The 20,322-nt window shown below is 62.5% G+C and carries 18 protein-coding genes; 5 read left to right on the top strand and 13 right to left on the bottom strand.

From position 1 onward, the window contains the following. Positions 1-435 precede the first annotated feature (435 nt). The gene (locus PPGU16_RS14595) at positions 436-2,040 is read left to right on the top strand and encodes an APC family permease (RefSeq protein WP_180720619.1); all 1,605 of its coding nucleotides are present in this window, start codon (positions 436-438) and stop codon (positions 2,038-2,040) included. An 86-nt stretch (positions 2,041-2,126) separates the two neighbouring features. On the opposite strand, the gene PPGU16_RS14590 is transcribed toward PPGU16_RS14595, so the two are convergent. From PPGU16_RS14590 to PPGU16_RS14560, 7 genes are all read right to left on the bottom strand, one after another. Next, on the bottom strand, positions 2,127-2,912 hold the full coding sequence (locus tag PPGU16_RS14590; protein WP_180720618.1) for a DODA-type extradiol aromatic ring-opening family dioxygenase: 786 nt from the start codon (positions 2,910-2,912) through the stop codon (positions 2,127-2,129). A gap of 135 nt (positions 2,913-3,047) precedes the next feature. Beyond that, positions 3,048-3,647 (bottom strand): UbiX family flavin prenyltransferase, encoded by a 600-nt coding sequence (locus PPGU16_RS14585; RefSeq protein WP_180720616.1) that lies wholly within the window; start codon positions 3,645-3,647, stop codon positions 3,048-3,050. Positions 3,648-3,685: 38 nt separating this feature from the next. Then, complete coding sequence (gene grxD / locus PPGU16_RS14580) at positions 3,686-3,997, bottom strand: Grx4 family monothiol glutaredoxin (RefSeq protein ID WP_035989050.1); 312 nt, start codon at positions 3,995-3,997, stop codon at positions 3,686-3,688. 124 nt (positions 3,998-4,121) lie between these two features. Continuing rightward, a complete protein-coding gene (gene prmC, locus PPGU16_RS14575) occupies positions 4,122-4,970 on the bottom strand; it encodes a peptide chain release factor N(5)-glutamine methyltransferase (protein ID WP_180720614.1) in 849 nt (282 codons plus the stop codon). A gap of 9 nt (positions 4,971-4,979) precedes the next feature. Then, positions 4,980-6,062, bottom strand: a complete 1,083-nt coding sequence (prfA, locus tag PPGU16_RS14570) for a peptide chain release factor 1 (RefSeq protein ID WP_180720612.1) — start codon at positions 6,060-6,062, stop codon at positions 4,980-4,982. Between the two features lie 147 nt (positions 6,063-6,209). Next, entirely contained in the window at positions 6,210-7,499 is a 1,290-nt protein-coding gene (hemA, locus tag PPGU16_RS14565) for a glutamyl-tRNA reductase (RefSeq protein WP_180720611.1), read from the bottom strand. A gap of 53 nt (positions 7,500-7,552) precedes the next feature. Further along, positions 7,553-8,299: a response regulator transcription factor gene (locus tag PPGU16_RS14560; RefSeq protein ID WP_180720609.1), complete on the bottom strand. Its 747-nt coding sequence runs from the start codon at positions 8,297-8,299 to the stop codon at positions 7,553-7,555. A 187-nt stretch (positions 8,300-8,486) separates the two neighbouring features. On the opposite strand from PPGU16_RS14560, the gene PPGU16_RS14555 reads away from it, so the two are divergent. The 4 genes from PPGU16_RS14555 (at position 8,487) to PPGU16_RS14540 (ending at position 11,924) form a co-directional block, all read left to right on the top strand. Next, positions 8,487-8,741, top strand: a complete 255-nt coding sequence (locus PPGU16_RS14555; RefSeq protein ID WP_180720607.1) for a hypothetical protein — start codon at positions 8,487-8,489, stop codon at positions 8,739-8,741. 19 nt (positions 8,742-8,760) lie between these two features. Then, positions 8,761-10,575, top strand: coding sequence for an aminopeptidase P family protein (locus PPGU16_RS14550; protein WP_180720606.1), 1,815 nt, complete (start codon positions 8,761-8,763; stop codon positions 10,573-10,575). Positions 10,576-10,752: 177 nt separating this feature from the next. Then, the gene (locus PPGU16_RS14545) at positions 10,753-11,304 is read left to right on the top strand and encodes a cysteine hydrolase family protein (protein ID WP_180720604.1); all 552 of its coding nucleotides are present in this window, start codon (positions 10,753-10,755) and stop codon (positions 11,302-11,304) included. Continuing rightward, the gene (locus PPGU16_RS14540; protein ID WP_180720603.1) at positions 11,301-11,924 is read left to right on the top strand and encodes an HAD family hydrolase; all 624 of its coding nucleotides are present in this window, start codon (positions 11,301-11,303) and stop codon (positions 11,922-11,924) included. The genes PPGU16_RS14545 and PPGU16_RS14540 overlap by 4 nt, the downstream gene beginning before the upstream one ends. A 19-nt stretch (positions 11,925-11,943) precedes the next feature. Here PPGU16_RS14540 and PPGU16_RS14535 read toward each other — a convergent pair whose 3' ends face one another. From PPGU16_RS14535 to ugpB, 6 genes are all read right to left on the bottom strand, one after another. Next, positions 11,944-13,083: a DUF748 domain-containing protein gene (locus tag PPGU16_RS14535; protein ID WP_180720602.1), complete on the bottom strand. Its 1,140-nt coding sequence runs from the start codon at positions 13,081-13,083 to the stop codon at positions 11,944-11,946. A gap of 212 nt (positions 13,084-13,295) precedes the next feature. Further along, a complete protein-coding gene (gene ettA / locus PPGU16_RS14530) occupies positions 13,296-14,963 on the bottom strand; it encodes an energy-dependent translational throttle protein EttA (RefSeq protein WP_180720600.1) in 1,668 nt (555 codons plus the stop codon). 964 nt (positions 14,964-15,927) lie between these two features. Next, positions 15,928-17,019 carry a sn-glycerol-3-phosphate import ATP-binding protein UgpC gene (locus PPGU16_RS14525; RefSeq protein WP_180720598.1) on the bottom strand — a complete coding sequence of 364 codons (1,092 nt, stop codon included), beginning with the start codon at positions 17,017-17,019 and terminating at the stop codon, positions 15,928-15,930. A gap of 25 nt (positions 17,020-17,044) precedes the next feature. Next, on the bottom strand, positions 17,045-17,890 hold the full coding sequence (gene ugpE / locus PPGU16_RS14520; RefSeq protein ID WP_180720597.1) for a sn-glycerol-3-phosphate ABC transporter permease UgpE: 846 nt from the start codon (positions 17,888-17,890) through the stop codon (positions 17,045-17,047). Further along, positions 17,887-18,771, bottom strand: coding sequence for a sn-glycerol-3-phosphate ABC transporter permease UgpA (gene ugpA / locus PPGU16_RS14515; RefSeq protein ID WP_180720595.1), 885 nt, complete (start codon positions 18,769-18,771; stop codon positions 17,887-17,889). The genes ugpE and ugpA overlap by 4 nt, the downstream gene beginning before the upstream one ends. A gap of 83 nt (positions 18,772-18,854) precedes the next feature. After that, on the bottom strand, positions 18,855-20,180 hold the full coding sequence (gene ugpB, locus PPGU16_RS14510) for a sn-glycerol-3-phosphate ABC transporter substrate-binding protein UgpB (RefSeq protein ID WP_180720594.1): 1,326 nt from the start codon (positions 20,178-20,180) through the stop codon (positions 18,855-18,857). Positions 20,181-20,322: the final 142 nt, after the last annotated feature.

Raw genomic sequence — 20,322 nt, 5'->3', positions numbered from 1 at the left:
TGGTAAATAAGGCCGAAGCCCGAGGGTGCATGAAAATCAAGGAAGGGTAATAGGACCAACCGGAGTACCGTTGATGGGCGAACTACGAAAGAACCAATTCACTCGCCGCTTGAAATCCTGCCCGTCCTTTATACGGGCATTTCGAGAGAAGGTCAACCGTAATCTTTAAATCCTCATATAGATCGGGGATATTAGGTACTAAATTGCTTACAAAGCTTGCTATTTTCCCGGTTTTTTTGTAGGGCTCAAACGTATTTTGACTGCAATCGCGCGGTGCAACCGTTAAACTACGCCCCGCGCGCGACCGGTTGCACCTGTTACAGAATTCTCGCAATCGTGCTCGCGACCGCTCGCCGCATGCCCTAGTCTTTCCTATGACTTCCAGCCGTGTCTAACGGCCACGGCAGCGGCGTGCTTTCAGATATAGGAGAAGACGTGAAAAGTTCTATTCAACGGCACATCGGCCCATTCGCGCTGATGCTGACGGGACTCGGTTCGATTATCGGGTCCGGCTGGCTGTTCGGCGCCTGGAAGGCGGCCAAGATCGCGGGTCCTGCGGCGCTGTGCGCGTGGGTGATCGGTGCGGTGGTGATTCTCGCAATCGCGCTGACCTATGCCGAACTCGGCGCGATGTTCCCCGAGTCGGGCGGCATGGTGCGTTACGCGCGCTACTCGCATGGTGCACTGGTCGGCTTTATCAGCGCGTGGGCCAACTGGATCGCGATTGTCTCGGTGATTCCGATCGAGGCTGAAGCGTCGATTCAGTATATGAGCACGTGGCCGTACGAATGGGCGCATAACCTCTTTATCAACAGCGAACTGACGACGCCCGGGCTTCTGCTTTCGGCCGTGCTGGTGGTCATCTACTTCCTGCTGAACTACTGGGGCGTGAAGGTGTTCGCGCGCGCGAACACGACCATCACGATCTTCAAGTTCATCATCCCGGGCCTCACGATTCTCGGCCTGATGATGAGCGGCTTCCACAAGGAAAACCTCGGTGAAACTCTCGGCGGCACGGGCGTATTCGCACCGTACGGCTGGTCGGCGGTGCTGACGGCGGTGGCGACGAGCGGCATCGTGTTCGCGTTCAACGGTTTCCAGAGCCCGATCAACCTCGCGGGGGAAGCGCGCAATCCGGCGAAGAGCGTGCCGTTTGCGGTGATCGGCTCGATCCTGCTGGCGCTGGTGATCTACGTGCTGCTGCAGGTCGCGTACATCGGCGCGGTGAATCCGGCCGACGTGGTGAAGGGCTGGAACCAGTTCAATTTCAAGTCGCCGTTCGCCGAACTGGCAATCGCGCTGAACCTGAACTGGCTGGCGATTCTGCTGTACGTCGACGCGTTCGTGAGCCCGAGCGGCACGGGCACGACCTATATGGCGACCACGACGCGCATGATCTACGCGATGGAGCGCAACAACACGATGCCGAAGATGTTCGGCACCGTGCATCCGCTGTACGGCGTGCCGCGTCCGGCGATGTGGTTCAACCTGTTTGTATCGTTCATCTTCCTGTTCTTCTTCCGCGGCTGGAGTTCGCTGGCGGCCGTGATTTCGGTGGCGACGGTGATCTCGTACCTGACGGGCCCGATCAGCCTGATGGCGCTGCGCCGCGCGGCGACGGACCTTGAGCGTCCGCTGCACATTCGCGGCATGAGCGTGATCGCGCCGTTCGCATTCGTGTGCGCGTCGCTGATCCTTTACTGGGCAAAGTGGCCGCTGACGGGCGAAATCATTCTGCTGATGATCGTCGCGCTCCCCGTGTTCTTCTACTTTCAGGCGAAGTCGGGCTTCGGCGGCTTCAACCAGGATCTGAAGGCGGCCTGGTGGCTGGTCGCGTATCTGCCCGTGATGGCGATCCTGTCGCTGATCGGCAGCAAGCAGTTCGGCGGTATGGGTGTGTTGCCATACGGCTGGGACATGCTGGTGGTGATCGTGTTCTCGCTGATCTTCTATTACTGGGGCGTGCACACGGGCTATCGCACCGAGTATCTGAACGAGCGTGAATCGCACGACGAGATTCTCGAAGGGATCGGCGCCTGATCCAGAGCGATCGATCGCCTGCCTGATGAAAAAAGCCCGCCAGATTCTGGCGGGCTTTTTTATGTGCAACGCGCGGCGGAGAACGCTTACGAGTTGCCGAACACGTAGTTCGTCATCGCCAGCGAGCGCTGGAACGTCCCGAGCGACTGAATGCCGAGTGTGTAGTCATCGGGCGCTGCGCCCAGCGCGGCGAACACGGGCAGCAGATGTTCGTCGGTTGGATGCATGAACGCGGCGTGCGGCGCCTGACGCCGGTAATCGAGCAACGCATCGATATCGCGGTCGGCGAGGCGCGCTTCGAACCAGTCGGTGAATTCCGTCACGCGCGGATCGGCGTCTTCCGGCCGAGCCGAGAAATCCGCTTCGCGCAGATTGTGCGTGATCTGCCCCGAACCGACGATCATCACGCCCTCGTCCTGCAACGGGCGCAGCGCGCGTCCGACGCGGAAGTGATGCGCGGGATCGAGCCTCGGCTGGATCGACAGTTGCGCGATGGGGACGTCGGCATGCGGGAACATCAGCAGCATCGGCACCCATGCACCGTGGTCGAGACCATGCGGTTGCGTCGCGGTCGGAATGCCCTGTTCGCCGAGCAGCGCGGCAGCGCGACGCGCGATATCGGGTGCGCCCGGCGCCGGGTACTGAATCTCGTACAACTGACGCGGGAAGCCGTAGAAGTCGTGAATCGTCTCGGGCGCGTCGGACGTACTCGCCGCGGGTTGCTGCGTCATCCAATGAGCGGACAGCATCAGGATCGCATTCGGGCGCGGCACTTCTGCAGACAGGGACGCGAACTCCGCGCGCGGCATAGAAGGGTCGATCGGCAGCGTCGGCGCGCCGTGCGACAGGAAGAGGGACGGCAAGCGGGTCATGGCAGTGCGGGCTGGTTGAGGGCCGGAAAAGTTTCGTTGGAGCCAATATAAGGCCACACTGTCATTTGATAAACGGTGAAACGGGGATTTGATTGCGTCGCGACAGTTGTGAATTCAACGCGCTGGCGGCGCGCCTCACTGCGACGGACTATTCAACCCTTGCCACGCGGGCGCGAGCGCCGGACCCAGCGCGAACAGGTCGAGCACGCGGGCGACCGTATCGTCGACCATCTGATCGATCGACTCCGGCCGATTGTAGAAGGCGGGCAGCGGCGGAAAAATCACGCCGCCCATTTCGGTGACGGCCGTCATGTTGCGCAGATGCGCGAGATTGAACGGCGTTTCGCGCACCATCAGCACGAGCCGTCGACGTTCCTTCAGCGTGACATCGGCGGCGCGCGTGATCAGATTGTCGGAAAGGCCGTGCGCGACACTTGCCAGCGTTTTCATCGAGCACGGCGCGATGATCATGCCGTCTGTCGAAAACGAGCCTGACGCGATGCTCGCGCCGACATCGCGCACGGAATGAACGACATCCGCGAGCGAATGCACGTCTTCACGCGACAGTTGGAGTTCGTGCTGGATATTGAGCCAGCCGGCGCTGGAAATCAGCAGATGACTTTCGACGCTGCCCAGTTTGCGCAGCGTCTGGAGCAGCCGGATGCCATAAATGGCGCCCGTTGCTCCCGTAATGGCGACGATGAGACGGCGAGCCGCCGCGGCGCGTGTTTCCATGACGTGCGGCGCCGTCTCTCGTGGCTCAGTTGCGTGGCTCAGGCGGCAGCGAAGAGTTGCTGCAGTTCGCCCGACTGATACATCTCCATCATGATGTCCGAGCCGCCGACGAATTCACCGTTGACGTACAGCTGCGGGATGGTCGGCCAGTTCGAGAATTCCTTGATGCCCTGGCGCACTTCGTCGTCTTCGAGGACGTTGACCGTCTTGAACTGATCGACGCCGCATGCCTTCAGGATCTGCACCGCGCGGCCCGAAAAGCCGCACATCGGGAATTGCGCGTTGCCTTTCATGAAGAGCACGACGGGATTTTCGTCGACGATTTGCTTGATGCGTTGTTGCGTGTCCATGACTGACCTTGCGGTTCCGGTGTGTAAAGAGATAGAGTGAAATGATAGCGGATTTCTCTGATAGCGACCGGCGGCTGGATCGGTGCGCCTGGGCGCCATCTCAACGCGCCGCCACTACTGCGTATCAGCCCGGCCAACGACCGCCGCTGATGCGTTCGATATCCGCCAGATCGCATTCCGAGCGCACGTCGGCAAAGCCTTGCGCCGTGAGGATCGCGCGGACGGCTTCGGCCTGATCGTAGCCGTGCTCCATCCACAGCACGCCATTCGGCACGAGCCGCGTCGGCGCGCCGGCGACGATCGCGCGGATCGCCGAGAGGCCGTCGGCTTCGTCGGTGAGCGCGCCGCGCGGTTCGAAACGCAGATCGCCTTGCGACAGATGCGGATCGCCACTCGCGATATACGGCGGGTTGCTGACGATCACGTCGAAGGTGAGCGAAGCGTCGAGCGCGGCGTACCAGTCGCTTTGTGCGAATTGCAGGTCGCCGCCGGGACGTTTCGGTTCGAGAAGCTTGACGGCGTTATGTCGCGCGACGTCTAGCGCTTCGGCCGAGCGATCGACGGCCCAAACGCGTGCATCCGGCCGCGACCACGCAATCGACACAGCAATCGCCCCCGTGCCCGTGCCGAGATCGAGCACGCGCGAGCGCGCGGCGCGGCCTTCGAGCGCCTGCACGGCTGTTTCGACGAGCAGTTCGGTTTCGGGGCGAGGAATCAGCACGTCGCGCGTGACGTGGAAATCGAGCCCGAAGAATTCTCGCGAGCCGATCAGTTGCGCGATCGGTTCGCCCGTCACGCGTCGTGCTTCCAGCTCACGAAAGGCCGTTACCCTGGCGGCGTCGAGTGCCTCGTCGGCGCGTGTAATCAGTTCCGTGCGACGCCAGCCCAACGCATGGCCGAGCAGAATGCGCGCTTCCAGCGCGGGCAGCGGCGAGGCGCGCAGCAACGTGGTGACGGTATCGACGGTATTCATGCGCGCCGCTCAGTCCGCGTCGCCAAGCGATGCGAGCAGTTCCGCCTGATGCTCGGACACGAGCGCCGCGATCAGCTCGTCGAGATCGCCTTCCATGATCGATTCGAGGCGATACAGCGTCAGGTTGATCCGGTGATCGGTGAGACGGCCTTGCGGGAAGTTGTACGTGCGAATGCGCTCCGAGCGGTCGCCCGAGCCGATCAGGCTCTTGCGCGTCGCGGCTTCCTTTGCATGCTGCTCGTGGTACTGCTTGTCCTTGATGCGCGCCGCGAGCACTTTCAGCGCGCGGTCCTTGTTCTTGTGCTGCGAGCGGTCGTCCTGACACTCGACGACGATGCCCGTCGGCAAGTGCGTCACACGCACCGCGGAATCAGTCTTGTTGATGTGCTGGCCGCCCGCGCCGGACGCGCGGAACGTGTCGATGCGCAGGTCAGCGGGATTGATTTCGACTTCGCCGATTTCATCCGCTTCCGGCATCACCGCGACCGTGCACGCCGACGTATGGATGCGGCCTTGCGTTTCCGTCGCCGGCACGCGCTGCACGCGATGACCGCCCGACTCGAACTTGAGCTTCGAATACGCGGCGTCGCCCGCAATCCGCACGATCACTTCCTTGTAGCCGCCCAGATCCGATTCGCTCGCCGACATCATCTCGACCTGCCAGCGGTTGCGTTCCGCGTAGCGCAGATACATGCGCAGCAGGTCGCCCGCGAACAGCGCCGATTCGTCGCCGCCCGTGCCCGCGCGGATTTCGAGGAAGATGTTGCGCTCGTCGTTCGGGTCTTTCGGCAGCAGCATCTTCTGCAACTCGCCTTCGAGCTTTTCCATCTGATCGCGCGCCGAGCGGATTTCCTCTTCGGCGAAGTCTTTCATCGATGGGTCCGACAGCAGTTCCTGCGCGGTGGCCGCGTCGTTCATCGACTGGCGCCAGAGACCGTACTGCTCGACGACGGGCTGCAGTTCCGCGTGTTCACGCGTGAGCTTGCGGTACTGGTCGATGTTCGACGTGACGTCTGCGCGGCTCAACAGGTCGTTCAGTTCGGCCAGCCGGGTGGTGAGCTGGTCGAGCTTGGCTTGCATGCTCGTTTTCATTGGGCGGTCGGTCGGAGCGGGCTCCGGGAAGAACGGCTGAATTCGGGAATTCGGGACGATAACCCGGGACGAAAGCCCAGGACAATGAGATGAAGCACCACGCGGGCCTGGTCGGCAACCTGCGCGATGCCGCGGCGTGTAGCGCCGCTAACGCTCGGAAGAAGAGTGAGCGTGCTTGTAGAAGCCGCTCATCAGTTCGATGAGCGAATCGCGTTCCTCGCTGCTTGCGCGGTTGAGCGCGTGCGTGGGACCGTGGATGAGCTTGTTGGTGAGCGCCTGCGACAGCGCTTCGAGCACGGCAGCCGGGTCGTCGCCGCGTGCGAGCAGCTTTTGCGCCTTTTCGACTTCGGCGCGGCGCAGCGCGTCGGCCTGCGTGTGCATGTGACGGATGACGGGCACGATGCTGCGCGCGTCGAGCCACTGCATGAAATTCTGCACGCGCGTTTCGATGATCGTCTCGGCCTGCGCGACAGCGGCTTGCCGCGACGCATTGCCTTCACGGACGATCGCGCCGAGGTCGTCGACGGTATACAGGAACACGTCTTCGAGCTTGCCGACTTCCGGCTCGATGTCGCGGGGCACGGCGAGATCGACCATGAAAATGGGGCGGTGACGCCGCGCCTTTACCGCGCGCTCCACGGCGCCAAGACCGATGATAGGCAGCGTCGACGCCGTGCACGACACGATGATGTCGAACTCGTGCATGCGCGTGGGCAATTCCGACAGCGGAATCGACCGGCCATTGAAGCGGTCTGCAAGACGCTGGCCGCGCTCGGCGGTGCGGTTCGCGACGACCAGCTCGCGCGGCTGTTGCGCGGCAAAGTGCGTTGCGCAAAGCTCGATCATTTCACCCGCGCCGATGAACAGCACGCGTTGATTCGACACCTTGTCGAAAATGCGCTGCGCGAGGCGCACTGCCGCGGCGGCCATCGAAACCGATTGCGCCCCGATTTCAGTCGTCGTCCGCACCTCTTTCGCGACGGCAAAGGTGCGCTGGAACAACTGGTTCAGATACGTGCCGAGCGCGCCGGCTTCCGACGCCGTGCGCACTGCATCCTTCATCTGGCCGACGATCTGCGTCTCACCCAGCACCATCGAATCCAGCCCCGACGCGACGCGAAACGCGTGGCGCACGGCTTCCGACTGCGGCAGCGCATACACGTGCGGCGCGAGTTCGTCGATGGCGATGTTGTGGTACTTCGACAGCCAGTGGGTGGCGGCCTCGCGGGCGGCCTGGTCGTCGGTGGCGCAGTAGAGCTCAGTGCGGTTGCAGGTGGACAGAATGGCTGCTTCCGGCGCCGTGCGGGCCGTGCGGCCGAGAAAGATGTCCTTGAACGTCGACAGCGCCGGCTTGATCTGGTCGACCGGAAACGCCACGCGTTCGCGCAAGGCGACGGGCGCGGTGTGGTGGTTGATTCCGATCGTTAACAGTTGCACGGGGACGCTACGGCTTTTTGGGCACGGTATTGGGGCTATGGTTAGGCCCAATATTATAGCGTTTCCGCGATTCTTTCAGTCGGCGCGGGTTTATCCGCGCTATCCGTGTTTTCGACGGGAATCTGGTCCAGACGGTAGCCGTAACCGTACAGCGGCGTAAGCGTGTAGCCGAATTCCGGGCGAAGTTCGAGCTTGGTGCGGATGCGCGACGCGTGCGTGTCGAGCGTGCGCGACTTTACGTCGCGGCGGCGCGACCAGACGGTCTCGAGGATGTGCGCGCGCGACACCGGCCGCGACATATTGGTAAACAGCAGCAGGGCGAACTGCAGTTCTTTCGGCGTCAGCGTGACGCTCTGTCCCCGAAAGCTGACAATGGAGCGGCCGGCGTCGAACGCATATTCGCCGAACATTTCGCGCACGCGGTTGCGCGGGCGGCGAATACCGGCGCGGCGCATCAGCGCTTCGATGCGGGCCAGCATTTCGGGACCGCGCACGGGTTTCGACAGACAGTCGTCGGCACCTGATTGCAGCATGGCGACCAGTTCGCTTTCGCGCGGCGTGGTCATCATGGCGATGACGGGCAGGCCCGGCAGAACCTGGCGCACCCGCACGATCACGTCTTCCGCGGCGGCGTCGCCGCAATACGCGTCGGTAACGAGGAGATCGAAGAATTCGCTTGCGGCGCCCGCCAGAAAAGGCGCGCTGGACGGGAAGTGATGACAGGCATGCCCCCCGGCAAGCAGTAGCCGGCCGACGATTTCCGCATGCCGGAGGTCAGGCTCAATAAGGGCAATTCGCATGGACGGTGGGGTGGGCGCAGCGATCTGGCACGGGAGGCTTTCAGCTTGCTTAACCTAATCCCGGCCCCTAAACTCAACCGCTACGCAGAAAGCCGCGTGGACCTTCTAGTGAAAGAGAAAAAATGCTAGCCATCGATAAAACAGCCGCCTATCAGAACAGTCTTAATTTGATGGGCGGGCGACGCTAATGGGCTGGCCCGGACTGATCATTCTTGGCGCCGTCGTCGGCGCGGCCAGCTGGTGGCTACATCCGCTGCGGCGCGCGAGCCACGTCGTGCTGTGGATGGCGATGCTGATCGGCGTGGCGGGTGCCGTCCTCGCGCACATGGCTGGCAACGTCACCCAGCTTTTCCACGACGGCGACACGCTCGAGTGGCCCGTCTGCACTGCTATTGCTCTGGTTGCTGTTGCCGTGACGGTCGGCTTGTTCTCCCGTCGATGAATTCTTGCAGGTGAAACCGATGAACGTACGACTCCCCGAAACCGCCTCGATCCCCGAGCGCATTGCGCAACTGCGTAGCGCCATGAAGCAGGCAGGGCTCGCCGCCTGGCTCGTGCCATCAGCGGACCCGCATCTTTCCGAATATCTGCCCGGACGCTGGCAAGGCCGCGAATGGCTGTCGGGCTTCACCGGCTCGGTCGGCACGCTGGTCGTGACGGCGGATTTCGCCGGACTGTGGGTCGACAGCCGCTATTGGGTACAGGCCGAGGCACAACTGGCGGCCACGGGCATCCAGCTGATGAAGATGTTCGGCGGGCAGCAAAGCGCGCCGCACATCGACTGGCTCGCGCAGAACGTGCCGGCGGGCGCGACGGTCGGTGTCGACGGCGCGGTGCTGGGCGTGGCGGCAGCGCGCGCGCTGACCGATGCGCTGAAGGCTCGCGGCGTCAACCTGCGCACGGACCTCGATCTGCTCGACACCGTCTGGCCGCAGCGTCCGTCGCTGCCGACGGGCGCCGTCTATGAGCACGTCGCGCCGCATGCGAGCGTCTCGCGCGCGCAGAAGCTGGACCAGATTCGCCGCGCGATGCAGGAGAAGGGTGCGCAGTGGCACTTCATCTCCACGCTCGACGATCTCGCCTGGCTGCTGAATCTGCGCGGCGCGGACGTGAACTACAACCCGGTGTTCGTCGCGCACGCGCTGATCGGGCTGGATCGCGCGTCGCTGTTCGTCGTGGACGGCAAGGTGCCGGCTGAGCTGGCCGAATCGCTCGCCCGCGACGGCATTCGCGTCGAGGCGTACGCGAAGGCGGCCGACGCGCTCGCTGCGCTGCCGAACGGGCAGACGCTGCTGATCGACCCGCGCCGCATCACCTACGGCTTGCTGCAGTCGGTGCCCGCTTCGGTGGCGATCGTCGAGGCGGTGAATCCGTCCACGTTCTTCAAGTCGCGCAAGACGGAAGCCGAAGCCGAACACGTGCGCGCGACGATGGAGCAGGACGGCGCGGCACTCGCTGAATTTTTCGCGTGGTTCGAAGGCGCGCTGGGCCGCGAAAAAATCACCGAACTGACCATCGACGAAAGGCTCACGGCGGCGCGCGCGCGTCGGCCGGGCTTTGTCACGCTGAGCTTCGCGACCATCGCCGGCTTCAATGCGAACGGCGCAATGCCGCATTACCGTGCGACACCCGCGTCGCATTCGACGATCGAAGGCAACGGCCTGCTGCTGATCGACTCGGGCGGCCAGTATCTGAGCGGCACGACGGACATCACGCGCGTCGTGCCCATCGGTACGATCAACGACGAACATCGGCGCGACTTCACCACGGTGCTGAAGGGCACGATGGCGTTGTCGCGCGCGAAGTTTCCGCGCGGCATCCGTTCGCCGATGCTCGACTCGATCGCGCGCGCACCGATCTGGGAAGCGGGCGCGGACTACGGGCACGGCACGGGCCACGGCGTCGGCTACTTCCTGAACGTCCACGAAGGCCCGCAGGTGATTTCGCACTACGCGCCCGCCGAAGCCTGGACGGCAATGGAAGAGGGGATGATCACGTCGATCGAGCCGGGCATCTATCGTCCGGGCAAGTGGGGTATCCGCATCGAGAATCTGGTGTTGAATCGCGCGGCGGGGAAGACCGAGTTCGGCGATTTCCTCGAATTCGAAACGCTGACGCTGTGCCCGATCGACACGCGCTGCGTCGCGTTGAACCTGTTGAACGACGACGAGCGCGCGTGGCTCAACGCATATCACGAGATGGTGCGCACCCGCGTGTCGCCGCATGTGTCGGGCGACGCGAAGGCTTGGCTCGAGACGCGCACGCAGCCGGTCTGACGCGCTGCGCAGCGTTGCGCTGCGCGATCGCTCGAAAGCAAGCTGAGTTGATCGCGCAGCGGGTTTTTACACAGCATCCCATTCGCCGCTATGCTGACGAGTCGCTTCTAAACGGCGGCTCGGCCGTTTAACGCCGCCGTTTCGCTCCATCCATCACCAACGAATTGCGAGGCTCGCATGTCCGGTGTTGCCGTCATCGTCATCGACGTACAGCAGATGTTCTTCAGCGGGTCTTCCCCCGCGTATCGCGGCGAAGCAGTCATCGGCGGCATCAACCGGCTCACGGCCGCGGCGCGCAAGGCGAATGCGCCCGTCTTCTTCGTGCAGCACGAGAGCGACGCAAACGGACCGCTCGCGCGCGGCAGCGACGCCTGGCAGTTGCCCGTCGCGCTCGTTCGCGAGCAAACGGATGCGTCGATCCACAAGACGGTCGGCGATTCGTTCCACGAGACGCCGCTTGCCGACCAGCTTCGACAACAGGACATCGACAGCGTGCTGATCTGCGGTTACGCGTCCGAGTTCTGCGTCAACGCAACGGCGCGCCGCGCCGAACTGCTCGGCCTGCGCACGACGATCGTCGCCGATCTGCACACCACGCAAGACAAGCCGCACCTCGCTGCCGACAAGATCGTCGAGCACCAGAACTTCGTCTGGGCGAACTCGTCGATGACGGGCAAGCGCGTCAAGGTGCGTCCTCTCGATGACATTCTGCAAACGGAGTTCGCATGACCATCAAGGCAGTCGTATTCGATTTCGGCGGCGTGTTGATCGACTGGAGCCCGCAGTATCTGTATCGCGAGCTGATTCCCGACGACGCGGAGCGCGCATGGTTCCTGTCGAACGTCTGCACGATGGACTGGGTGATCCGTCAGGACGGCGGCCAGCCGATCGCGGAAGGTACGGCCGAACTGGTCGCGAAGTTTCCCGAGCACGAAGCGCTGATTCGCGCGTTTTATGAGCGCTGGCATCAAATGGTGGCGGGCGAACTCGACGACGGCGTCGCGACGGTGGAAAAGCTTGAAGCCGCGAACGTGCCGCTCTTCGGTCTGACGAACTGGTCGGACGAGACCTTCCCGTATGCGTGGGAGCACTATCCCGTGCTGCGGCGCTTCAAGGACATCGTCGTGTCGGGGCGCGTCAAGATGGTCAAGCCCGATCCCGCGATCTTCGCGGAGATGCTGGGCCGTATCCGCGCGCATCTGCCCGGTATCGAAGCGCACGAACTCGTTTTCATCGACGACAACCTGAAGAACGCCACCGCTGCGACGGAACTGGGCTGGCACGGCGTGCACCACACGGACGCCACGCAAACCGAAGCGAAACTCCGGGAACTGGGTCTTCCCGTGTAAGACCGCGCTAGTGTGGGCCTTATTGGCCCAGCAAATTCTTCAGCGCGTTCCCAAGCCCTTTCACCGTTTCACCCGCACCCTTCGCGACGCCTTCGGCGCTGACGCCCAGCGCCTTCGCGAAGTTCGCGCGCAACTCGGTCATCACGCTTTCATTGAGCTTGAACTTCGGATCGCGCAGATTGCCGTCGATCACGAAGTGCAGCGTGATGTCGTCGCCATGTTGTTTGAGCGCGGCGACGGCGGCGCGCGTCGGGATCTGCATGAAAGTGTCGAGCGGATCGTCGGTCGCGGCCAGTTGCAGATGATGCAGCGTGACCGTGCCCGGCGCGTGAATGTGATAGCTCGTCACCGTCGACTGCAGATTGAGGTCGAGTGTGCCGCCCGTTACCTGAGTTTTCGCGCCGGCCTTTTTCAGCAGATACGGATCCAGCGTCACGACATCGACGCCGCGCAGCGTCGTGGTCGTCTGCGAGTCCTTGCTGGCGATCTTCATCCAGCCGTCGAACGTCACCGTGCCCGTGTGCGTCGGCCCCTTGATCGAGCCTTTGACGGACAGACTCGTCGGTTCGGTGAGGTCGGGCAGGTGGATGTGATCGACAGTCGCGCTCGCGTCACTGACCGTCACCTTGTAGGGCGGCTTGCGGATCATCGCGTCGTAGAAGACGAACTGGCCGTCCGCGAACGCGATGTGATCAATGAGTTTCTCGGCGGGTAGCGGGGGCCGGCCCTCCGCTGCGCCGCTCGCTTCGCTTGCCGGCTGGCCGGGACGGCTCACCGTTTGACGCAGCTTCGGCAGGATTTCCAGCCGGCCGCTAGCGGTGCGTACGAGCGCCAGCGTGAAGCCGCGCACCACGACGCTTTGCAGATGCACGCGATGCGCGAGCAGATCGCGAATGTCGGGTGTCATCGTGATTTCGTCGGCGGTGAAGGCGTCGGGCGTCGGCCAGTCGTTGGGCGCCGTCAGCCGGACGTGGCGCAGCGTGATCGCCGAAAAGCCGACGTCGATACTTTCCGCCGTGCCGAGCGGCGCGAGCGCTTCGGCGACGCGCTCTTTCACTTCGTGTTGCACGAAATACAACCCGCCCAGCGCAATCACGACGAGCAGCACGATCGCGCCTGCGACGGCCAACGTCACGCGCTTGCCCATCGACATCGCCATGCCACCTCCTCGTCCGTGCGCCGGCCGTGGTTCGGGTTATCGGGTTACATAGGGTGGATCTTGCCGCGCTTCGGCGTGCGGCGCAGGCAGCGGGTGCCTGCGTCTGAAATTGCCTGGATCGAATGCGGCTTGCGAGTGACGGGAGCAACTCTTATGCCGTCCGCATCGAACCGCGCCAAGCGGCCCGGCTGCGGACGACACGACAACAACGCTTAACGGGTGATCGGCTTGTAGCGCAGACGCTTCGGACGCGCCGCTTCTTCGCCGAGACGGGCGCGTTTGTCCGCTTCGTACTCCTGGTAGTTACCGTTGAAGAACGTGACTTGCGAATCGCCTTCAAACGCGAGGATGTGCGTCGCGATACGGTCGAGAAACCAGCGATCGTGCGAGATCACCATGACCGAGCCGGCGAATTCGAGCAGCGCGTCTTCGAGCGCGCGCAGCGTTTCGACGTCGAGGTCGTTCGACGGTTCGTCCAGCAGCAGCACGTTGCCGCCCTCGATCAGCGTCTTGGCCAGATGCAGACGGCCGCGTTCGCCGCCCGACAGATTGCCGACGATCTTCTGCTGGTCGCCGCCCTTGAAGTTGAAGCGGCCGATATATGCACGCGACGGCGTTTCGTACTTGCCGACCGTCAGCACGTCCGCGCCGCCGGAGATCGCTTCGAACACGGTTTTGTCGCCTTCGAGCGCGTCGCGGCTCTGATCGACATACGCCAGCTTGACGGTCGGGCCCTTGACGATTTCGCCCGAATCCGGCTGTTCCTTGCCCGTCAGCATGCGGAAGAGGGTCGACTTGCCGGCGCCGTTCGGGCCGATGATGCCGACGATCGCGCCTGCCGGAATCTTCAGGCTGAGGTCATCGATGAGCAGGCGGTCGCCATACGATTTGCTGACGTTCTTGAACTCGATCACTTCATTGCCGAGGCGGTCGCCGACAGGGATGAAGATTTCCTGCGTTTCGTTGCGCTTCTGGTATTCCTGGCTATTCAGTTCCTCGAAGCGGGCAATACGCGCCTTGGACTTCGCCTGACGGCCCTTCGGGTTCTGGCGCACCCACTCCAGTTCCTTCTTGATCGCCTTTTGACGCGCGGATTCGCTCGCTTCTTCCTGCTTCAGGCGCTCTTCCTTCTGGTCGAGCCAGCTGCTGTAGTTGCCCTTCCACGGAATGCCATGGCCGCGGTCGAGTTCGAGAATCCACTCGGCGGCGTTGTCGAGGAAGTAGCGATCGTGGGTGACAGCGACGACGGTGCCGGGGAAGCGCGTGAGGAACTGCTCGAGCCATTCGACGGATTCAGCGTCGAGGTGGTTGGTCGGTTCGTCGAGCAGCAGCATGTCGGGCTTCTGAAGCAGCAGCTTGCACAGCGCGACGCGGCGCTTTTCGCCGCCCGACAGGTTCTCGATCTTCGCGTCCCACGGCGGCAGGCGCAGCGCGTCGGCGGCGACTTCGAGCTGTTGCTCGGGGCTTCCGCCATCCGACGTTGCGAGGATGGCTTCGTACTTGGCCTGCTCGGCGGCGAGCGCGTCGAAGTCGGCGTCCGGCTCGGCGTAGGCGGCGTAGATTTCATCGAGCTTCTTTTGCGCCTGGAACACGTCGCCGAGACCGTCTTCGACGGCTTCGCGCACCGTCTGTTGCGGATCGAGCTGCGGTTCCTGCGGCAGATAGCCGATGTTCAGGTTCGGCATCGGCGTGGCTTCGCCTTCGATGTCCTTGTCGACGCCGGCCATGATCCGGATCAGCGTGGACTTGCCCGAGCCGTTCAGGCCGAGCAGACCGATCTTGGCGCCGGGGAAGAACGACAGCGAGATGTCTTTGAGGATTTGACGCTTGGGCGGCACGATCTTGCCGACCCGGTTCATGGTGAAGACGTATTGGGCCATTTTTACGCTTGAGTTGGGTTCGCGGTCCGCGTGACGGTGGACGGCGTCGGGTGAATGGGTTTGGGTTTTGGGTGTTGCTGGTATTTGCCGGGCGCAGCGGGTTTGGGTTTGGCGCGCGCCTCGGGCGGAAACCGTATTGTACTTCGTGTGTCTGTGGTGCTTTTTGTTTGGGGTAGGGGGGGTGCCACTGCGTGGGCCTTTGTTGTTGTTTGGGTTTCGTTTGCGTTTGCGCTGGCATCCGCGTTTTGTTTCTGGTTTGCTAGCGTTGCCCCTGTGCGGGGCGGCACCTACTTTTCTTTGCCGCCGCAAAGAAAAGTAGGCAAAAGAAAGCGGCTCACACCGCCAGCCCGTGTATTTGCCTGAGGGCCCTCAACCGGTCTTATGCTTCACACGGCAGTATTTCTGTTCGCGTGCGTTGCCAACGCTTTGAATGGAAGCCTCACCCGCGTCAGACGCCCGTACAAGAGCCAGCGGCAGCGAACGGTTTGTGCCGCCCAGGTGGCAAACTGTGTGTAGGGTGTCGCACCGCACAGGTTGGTGCTCTTATCAGAAACACCAGCCGTGCTACCCAGTCCGGAGTGATGCGGTCATGGCGCGAATGCCTACACACAGTTTGCCACCTGGGCGGCTGAGGACTGTCTGGCACGGCGTGCTGAGACGCGGGGGCTTGAAGCGGGTGAGGCGTACAGGGAGAACGTTGGCAACGGGCGCGAACGGGGGCGTTGCCGTTTGAAGTGTAAGAACCTATGGGGGCCCTCAGGCAAACACAAGAACTGGCGGTGTGAGCCGCTTTCTTTTGCCTACTTTTCTTTGCGGCGGCAAAGAAAAGTAGGTGCCGCCCCGCACAGGGGCGACGCATGAAGCACGAAGGCAAAACGCGGATGCCAGCGCAAAGCCAAAAACCAAACGTCGTAGACAAAACCAAATCCAAAACCAAAACCAAAACCAAAACCAAATCAAAACCTCAATTCAACCGCCGCCCCGTTTCCTCATCAAAAAAATGAATCTGCCCCGCAGGCACAGCGACCTCCAGCCGCTCGCCGGCTAACGGCCGATGCCCATGCGGCAACCTCACCGTGACATCATGCTTCCCCCAGCGCCCATGCGCGAGATTATCCGCGCCGAGCAACTCGCATGAATCGACGGCAAGTGCAGCAGTCGCCGCACCGGCATCAGACGACGGCGTCATATGCTCGGGCCGAATTCCCAGCACACATGCACGCCCCGCCGCGATTTCGCGGCCCACACCCGGCACACCGGCCAAAGGCAATTTCGGCCCCTCCCCAGCAACTTCAAAAAACGCGCCGTCTTCAGTGATCCAGCCGTTCAGCAAATTCATCCCCGGCGAGCCGATAAACCCGGCAACAAATGTCGTAGCAGGCCGCTCATAAACCTCGGTGGGCGCACCGATCTGCTCCGCGTGACCGCGGTTCATCACGATTACACGCTGCGCGAGCGTCATCGCTTCGATCTGGTCGTGCGTCACGTAAAGGCTTGTCGTCTTGAGCCGTCCATGCAGACGCTGGATTTCGAGTCGCATCTGCACGCGCAGACGCGCATCGAGATTCGACAGCGGTTCATCGAACAGAAACACCGCCGGCTCGCGCACGATCGCGCGGCCCATCGCGACGCGCTGTCGCTGGCCGCCCGACAGCTCGCGCGGCTTTCTCGACAGCAGCGGCTCGAGTTCGAGAATCTTCGCCGCCGTCAGCACCCGCGACTCGATTTTCGATTTCGTCAGCCCCGCAATCTTCAACGCGTAGCCCATGTTCTCCGCAACCGTCATATGCGGATACAGTGCGTAGTTCTGGAACACCATCGCGATGTTCCGATCCTTCGGCTCCAGGTTATTGACGACCTTACCGTCGATCGCAATCTCGCCCTCGGTGATCGCTTCAAGTCCCGCGACCATCCGCAGCAAGGTCGACTTGCCGCAACCCGACGGTCCAACCATCACGACGAACTCGCCGTCCTCGACGTCCGCGTTGATGCCGTGCAGAACGTTCTGCTTGCCGTCGTACGATTTCTTTACGCCTTTTAGCGTCAGTGCAGACATGACTCTTTATCCTTGTTTTTCCGCCTTACTTCTCAGCATCGACGAGACCGCGCACGAACCAGCGCTGCATCGCCAGCACGACGACGAGCGGCGGCAGCATCGCGAGTAGCGTCGCGGCCATCACGAGATGCCATTCGGTCGCGGTGTCGCCGGAAGCGATCATGCTCTTGATGCCGACCACGGCCGTCGTCAGCGATTGCTGGTTGGTGATCAGGATCGGCCACAGGTATTGATTCCAGCCGTAAATGAACGTGATCACGAAGAGCGCCGCAAGGTTCGTCTTCGACAGCGGCAGCACGACGTCCCAGAAGAAACGCATCGGCCCCGCGCCATCGATGCGCGCCGCTTCCATCAACTCGTCGGGCAGCGTGAGGAAGAACTGGCGGAACAGGAACGTCGCGGTCGCGGACGCAATCAGCGGCAGCGTGAGCCCAGCGTACGTATTGCTCAGATGCATCGACGACACGACCTGCACGGTCGGAAAGATCCGCACTTCGACGGGCAGCATCAGCGTGATGAAGATGAGCCAGAACGCGACGTTGCGTCCCGGAAAGCGGAAGAACACGATCGCGAACGCCGAGATGATCGACACGGCGATCTTGCCGATTGCGATCACGAGCGCCATGACGAGGCTGTTGACGAGCATCGTGCCGAACGGGCTGGCCGCGTTGCCTGTGCCGTGCGTCCAGATGTTCGCGATGTTCTCGAACAGATGCGTGCTCGGTACGAGCGAAAGGGGGACGTTGAACACTTCATGCTCGCTCATCGTCGCCGCGCAGAACGCGACGTAGACGGGGAACACGACCAGCACGACGCCGATAATCAGCACGACGTGGCAGAAGATATCGAAGCCGCGGCGATTCTCGATCATGAGTATTGAACCCTCCGCTCGATGAAACGGAACTGCACGACGGTCAGCCCGACGACGATCAGCATCAGCACCACCGACTGCGCGCCCGAGCTGCCGATATCGAGCCCCTGGAAGCCTTCGGCGAAGATCTTGTAGATCAGCGTGCGCGTCGATTGCGCGGGACCGCCGCCCGTGGCGGCGTCGATGATCGGAAAGGTGTCGAAGAACGCGTAGACGAGATTGACGACGAGCAGAAAGAACGTCGTCGGCGACAGCAGCGGCAGCGCGACGCCGAAGAAGCGCCGCACGGGACCCGCGCCGTCGATCGCAGCTGCTTCGATCAGCGAACGCGGAATGGCCTGCAGTCCCGCGTAGAAGAACAGGAAGTTGTAGCTGACCTGCTTCCACACTGAGGCGAGCACGACCAGGAACATCGCCTGTCCCGGGTTGAGCGCATGATTCCAGACGATGCCCGCCTTGCCGAGCGCGAAGGTCACGAGGCCGATGCTCGGGTTGAACAGGAACGACCACAGCACGGCGGCAATCGCGGGCGCGACGGCGTACGGCCAGATCAACAGTGTCTGATAGGCTTTCGCGCCGCGTGTCACGCGGTCGGCGCAGGCGGCGAACAGCAGCGAGATCGCGAGACCCGACACGGTGACGAGTGCGCAGAAAATCAGCGTCGTTTCGAACGACGCGAGGTATAGCGGATCGCCAAATAGCTGCTTGAAGTTGCTCAAGCCGACAAATTCGCTCGACGTGCCGAATGCGTCCTGTGTCTGCGTCGATTGCCAGAGGGCTTCGCCCGCGGGCAGCAGAAAGAACAGCAACGTAATCGCGAGTTGCGGCGCGACGAGCAGATACGGCAGGAGGCTGGTGCCGAAGCGGGAACGCTTGTCCATCGACGTCCTTAGCAACAGTGAGCGGATGAGGCGCGCTTTACGTTCCAGCCGTTACGGCGGGGAAAGCGCGCCCCTCGCGTGAATCAGCTACCCGCTTTTTCGAAGCGGCGCAGCAGTTCGTCGCCGCGCGTGACCGACGAATCGAGTGCATCCTTCGGCGTCTTCTTGTCAGCCCAGACCTGTTCGAGTTCTTCGTCGATGATCGTGCGGATCTGCGGCATGTTGCCCAGACGCAGGCCCTTCGTATACGGCAGAGGCGGCTTGTTCAACATTTGCTTGATCGCCGTGTCGCTGCCGGGATTCTTCTCGTAGAAGCCCTGTTGCTGGGTCAACTGATACGCAGCCGTGGTGACGGGCAGATAACCCGTGTCCTGATGCCATTTGGCGGCGACGGGCGGCGAGCTGAGATACGCGAGAAACTTCGCGACGCCCTTATAGACGGCCGGATCCTTGCCCGACAGCACCCACAGGCTTGCGCCACCGATGATCGCGTTCTGCGGCGCGCCCTTTACGCTCGCGTCGTACGGCATCATGCCCGTGCCGAAGTCGAACTTCGCGTACTTGCGGATGGTCGCCAGCGAGCCGGACGAGTTCGTGATGATCCCGCAATCGCCGCTATAGAACTTCGATACCGGTTCGTCCTTGCGGCCGACATACGTGAACGCACCTTCCTTCTCCATCTTCTGCAGGAAGGTGATGTGCGCGATCTGCAGTGGCTTGTTGAACTCGAGCTTTGCGTCGGCGCCATCGAAGCCATTGTTTTCCGTCGCGAACGGCGCGCCGTGCCATGCGCTGTAGTTCTCTAGCTGAATCCAGCTTTGCCAGCCCGACGAATAACCGCACGACATGCCCGCTGCTTTCAGCTTCAGCGCGTCCTGCTCCAGTTCAGCCCACGTTTTGGGCGGCGTGTTCGGGTCGAGGCCGGCCTTTTTGAAAGCGTCCTTGTTGTAGTAGAGGACGGGCGTCGAACTGTTGAACGGCATCGAGATCAGATGGCCAGTCTTCGAGTCGCTGTAATAGCTGGCGATGGTCGGCACGAACGCCTTTTCGTCGAGCGTCATGCCGGCCTGCTTGAACACGTCGGAGACGGGGATGACGGCTTTCTTGGCCTGCATCATCGTTGCCGTGCCGACTTCGTAGACCTGCAGGATCGCGGGCGCGTTGCCGCTGCGGTACGCGGCGATGCCGGCGGCGAGCGTCTGGTCGTAGGTGCCCTTGAAGACGGGAACGATCTTGTAGTCGCTCTGCGATGCGTTGAAGTCGTTGGCGATCGTGTTCAGGCGTTCGCCGAGTGCGGCTTCCATCGCGTGCCAGAACTGGATTTCGGTGGCTGCGTAGGCGCCTTGATGGACGCCGAAGGCCAGAACGGCTGCAACGGACAGCGAACGGAAGAGCGGCTTGCAATGCATCGAGAGTCTCCTCTTTGAGGAATGCGCGTTGGACGGTCGCGCGATTCTAGTTGTAGTCGATGACAGGACAACGTCGGCGAGTTTTCTATATGTAAGGCTCAGTGCCGAACGGGCAATTTAACATCGGAAGAATAATCGGAGA

This window comes from Paraburkholderia largidicola, from assembly GCF_013426895.1.
Lineage (GTDB): Bacteria > Pseudomonadota > Gammaproteobacteria > Burkholderiales > Burkholderiaceae > Paraburkholderia > Paraburkholderia largidicola.
Note: the sequence above shows the minus strand (reverse complement) of the source record. Positions and strands in the feature narration are given on the sequence as shown.

Bases quoted from the DNA above. Each gene is read 5' to 3' on its own strand.
- PPGU16_RS14590 (WP_180720618.1), bottom strand. From the start codon at position 2,912: ATGACCCGCTTGCCGTCCCTCTTCCTGTCGCACGGCGCGCCGACGCTG.
- PPGU16_RS14585 (WP_180720616.1), bottom strand. From the start codon at position 3,647: ATGGAAACACGCGCCGCGGCGGCTCGCCGTCTCATCGTCGCCATTACG.
- grxD (WP_035989050.1), bottom strand. From the start codon at position 3,997: ATGGACACGCAACAACGCATCAAGCAAATCGTCGACGAAAATCCCGTC.
- prmC (WP_180720614.1), bottom strand. From the start codon at position 4,970: ATGAATACCGTCGATACCGTCACCACGTTGCTGCGCGCCTCGCCGCTG.
- prfA (WP_180720612.1), bottom strand. From the start codon at position 6,062: ATGAAAACGAGCATGCAAGCCAAGCTCGACCAGCTCACCACCCGGCTG.
- PPGU16_RS14560 (WP_180720609.1), bottom strand. From the start codon at position 8,299: ATGCGAATTGCCCTTATTGAGCCTGACCTCCGGCATGCGGAAATCGTC.
- PPGU16_RS14555 (WP_180720607.1), top strand. From the start codon at position 8,487: ATGGGCTGGCCCGGACTGATCATTCTTGGCGCCGTCGTCGGCGCGGCC.
- PPGU16_RS14550 (WP_180720606.1), top strand. From the start codon at position 8,761: ATGAACGTACGACTCCCCGAAACCGCCTCGATCCCCGAGCGCATTGCG.
- PPGU16_RS14545 (WP_180720604.1), top strand. From the start codon at position 10,753: ATGTCCGGTGTTGCCGTCATCGTCATCGACGTACAGCAGATGTTCTTC.
- PPGU16_RS14540 (WP_180720603.1), top strand. From the start codon at position 11,301: ATGACCATCAAGGCAGTCGTATTCGATTTCGGCGGCGTGTTGATCGAC.
- PPGU16_RS14535 (WP_180720602.1), bottom strand. From the start codon at position 13,083: ATGGCGATGTCGATGGGCAAGCGCGTGACGTTGGCCGTCGCAGGCGCG.
- ettA (WP_180720600.1), bottom strand. From the start codon at position 14,963: ATGGCCCAATACGTCTTCACCATGAACCGGGTCGGCAAGATCGTGCCG.
- PPGU16_RS14525 (WP_180720598.1), bottom strand. From the start codon at position 17,019: ATGTCTGCACTGACGCTAAAAGGCGTAAAGAAATCGTACGACGGCAAG.
- ugpE (WP_180720597.1), bottom strand. From the start codon at position 17,890: ATGATCGAGAATCGCCGCGGCTTCGATATCTTCTGCCACGTCGTGCTG.
- ugpA (WP_180720595.1), bottom strand. From the start codon at position 18,771: ATGGACAAGCGTTCCCGCTTCGGCACCAGCCTCCTGCCGTATCTGCTC.
- ugpB (WP_180720594.1), bottom strand. From the start codon at position 20,180: ATGCATTGCAAGCCGCTCTTCCGTTCGCTGTCCGTTGCAGCCGTTCTG.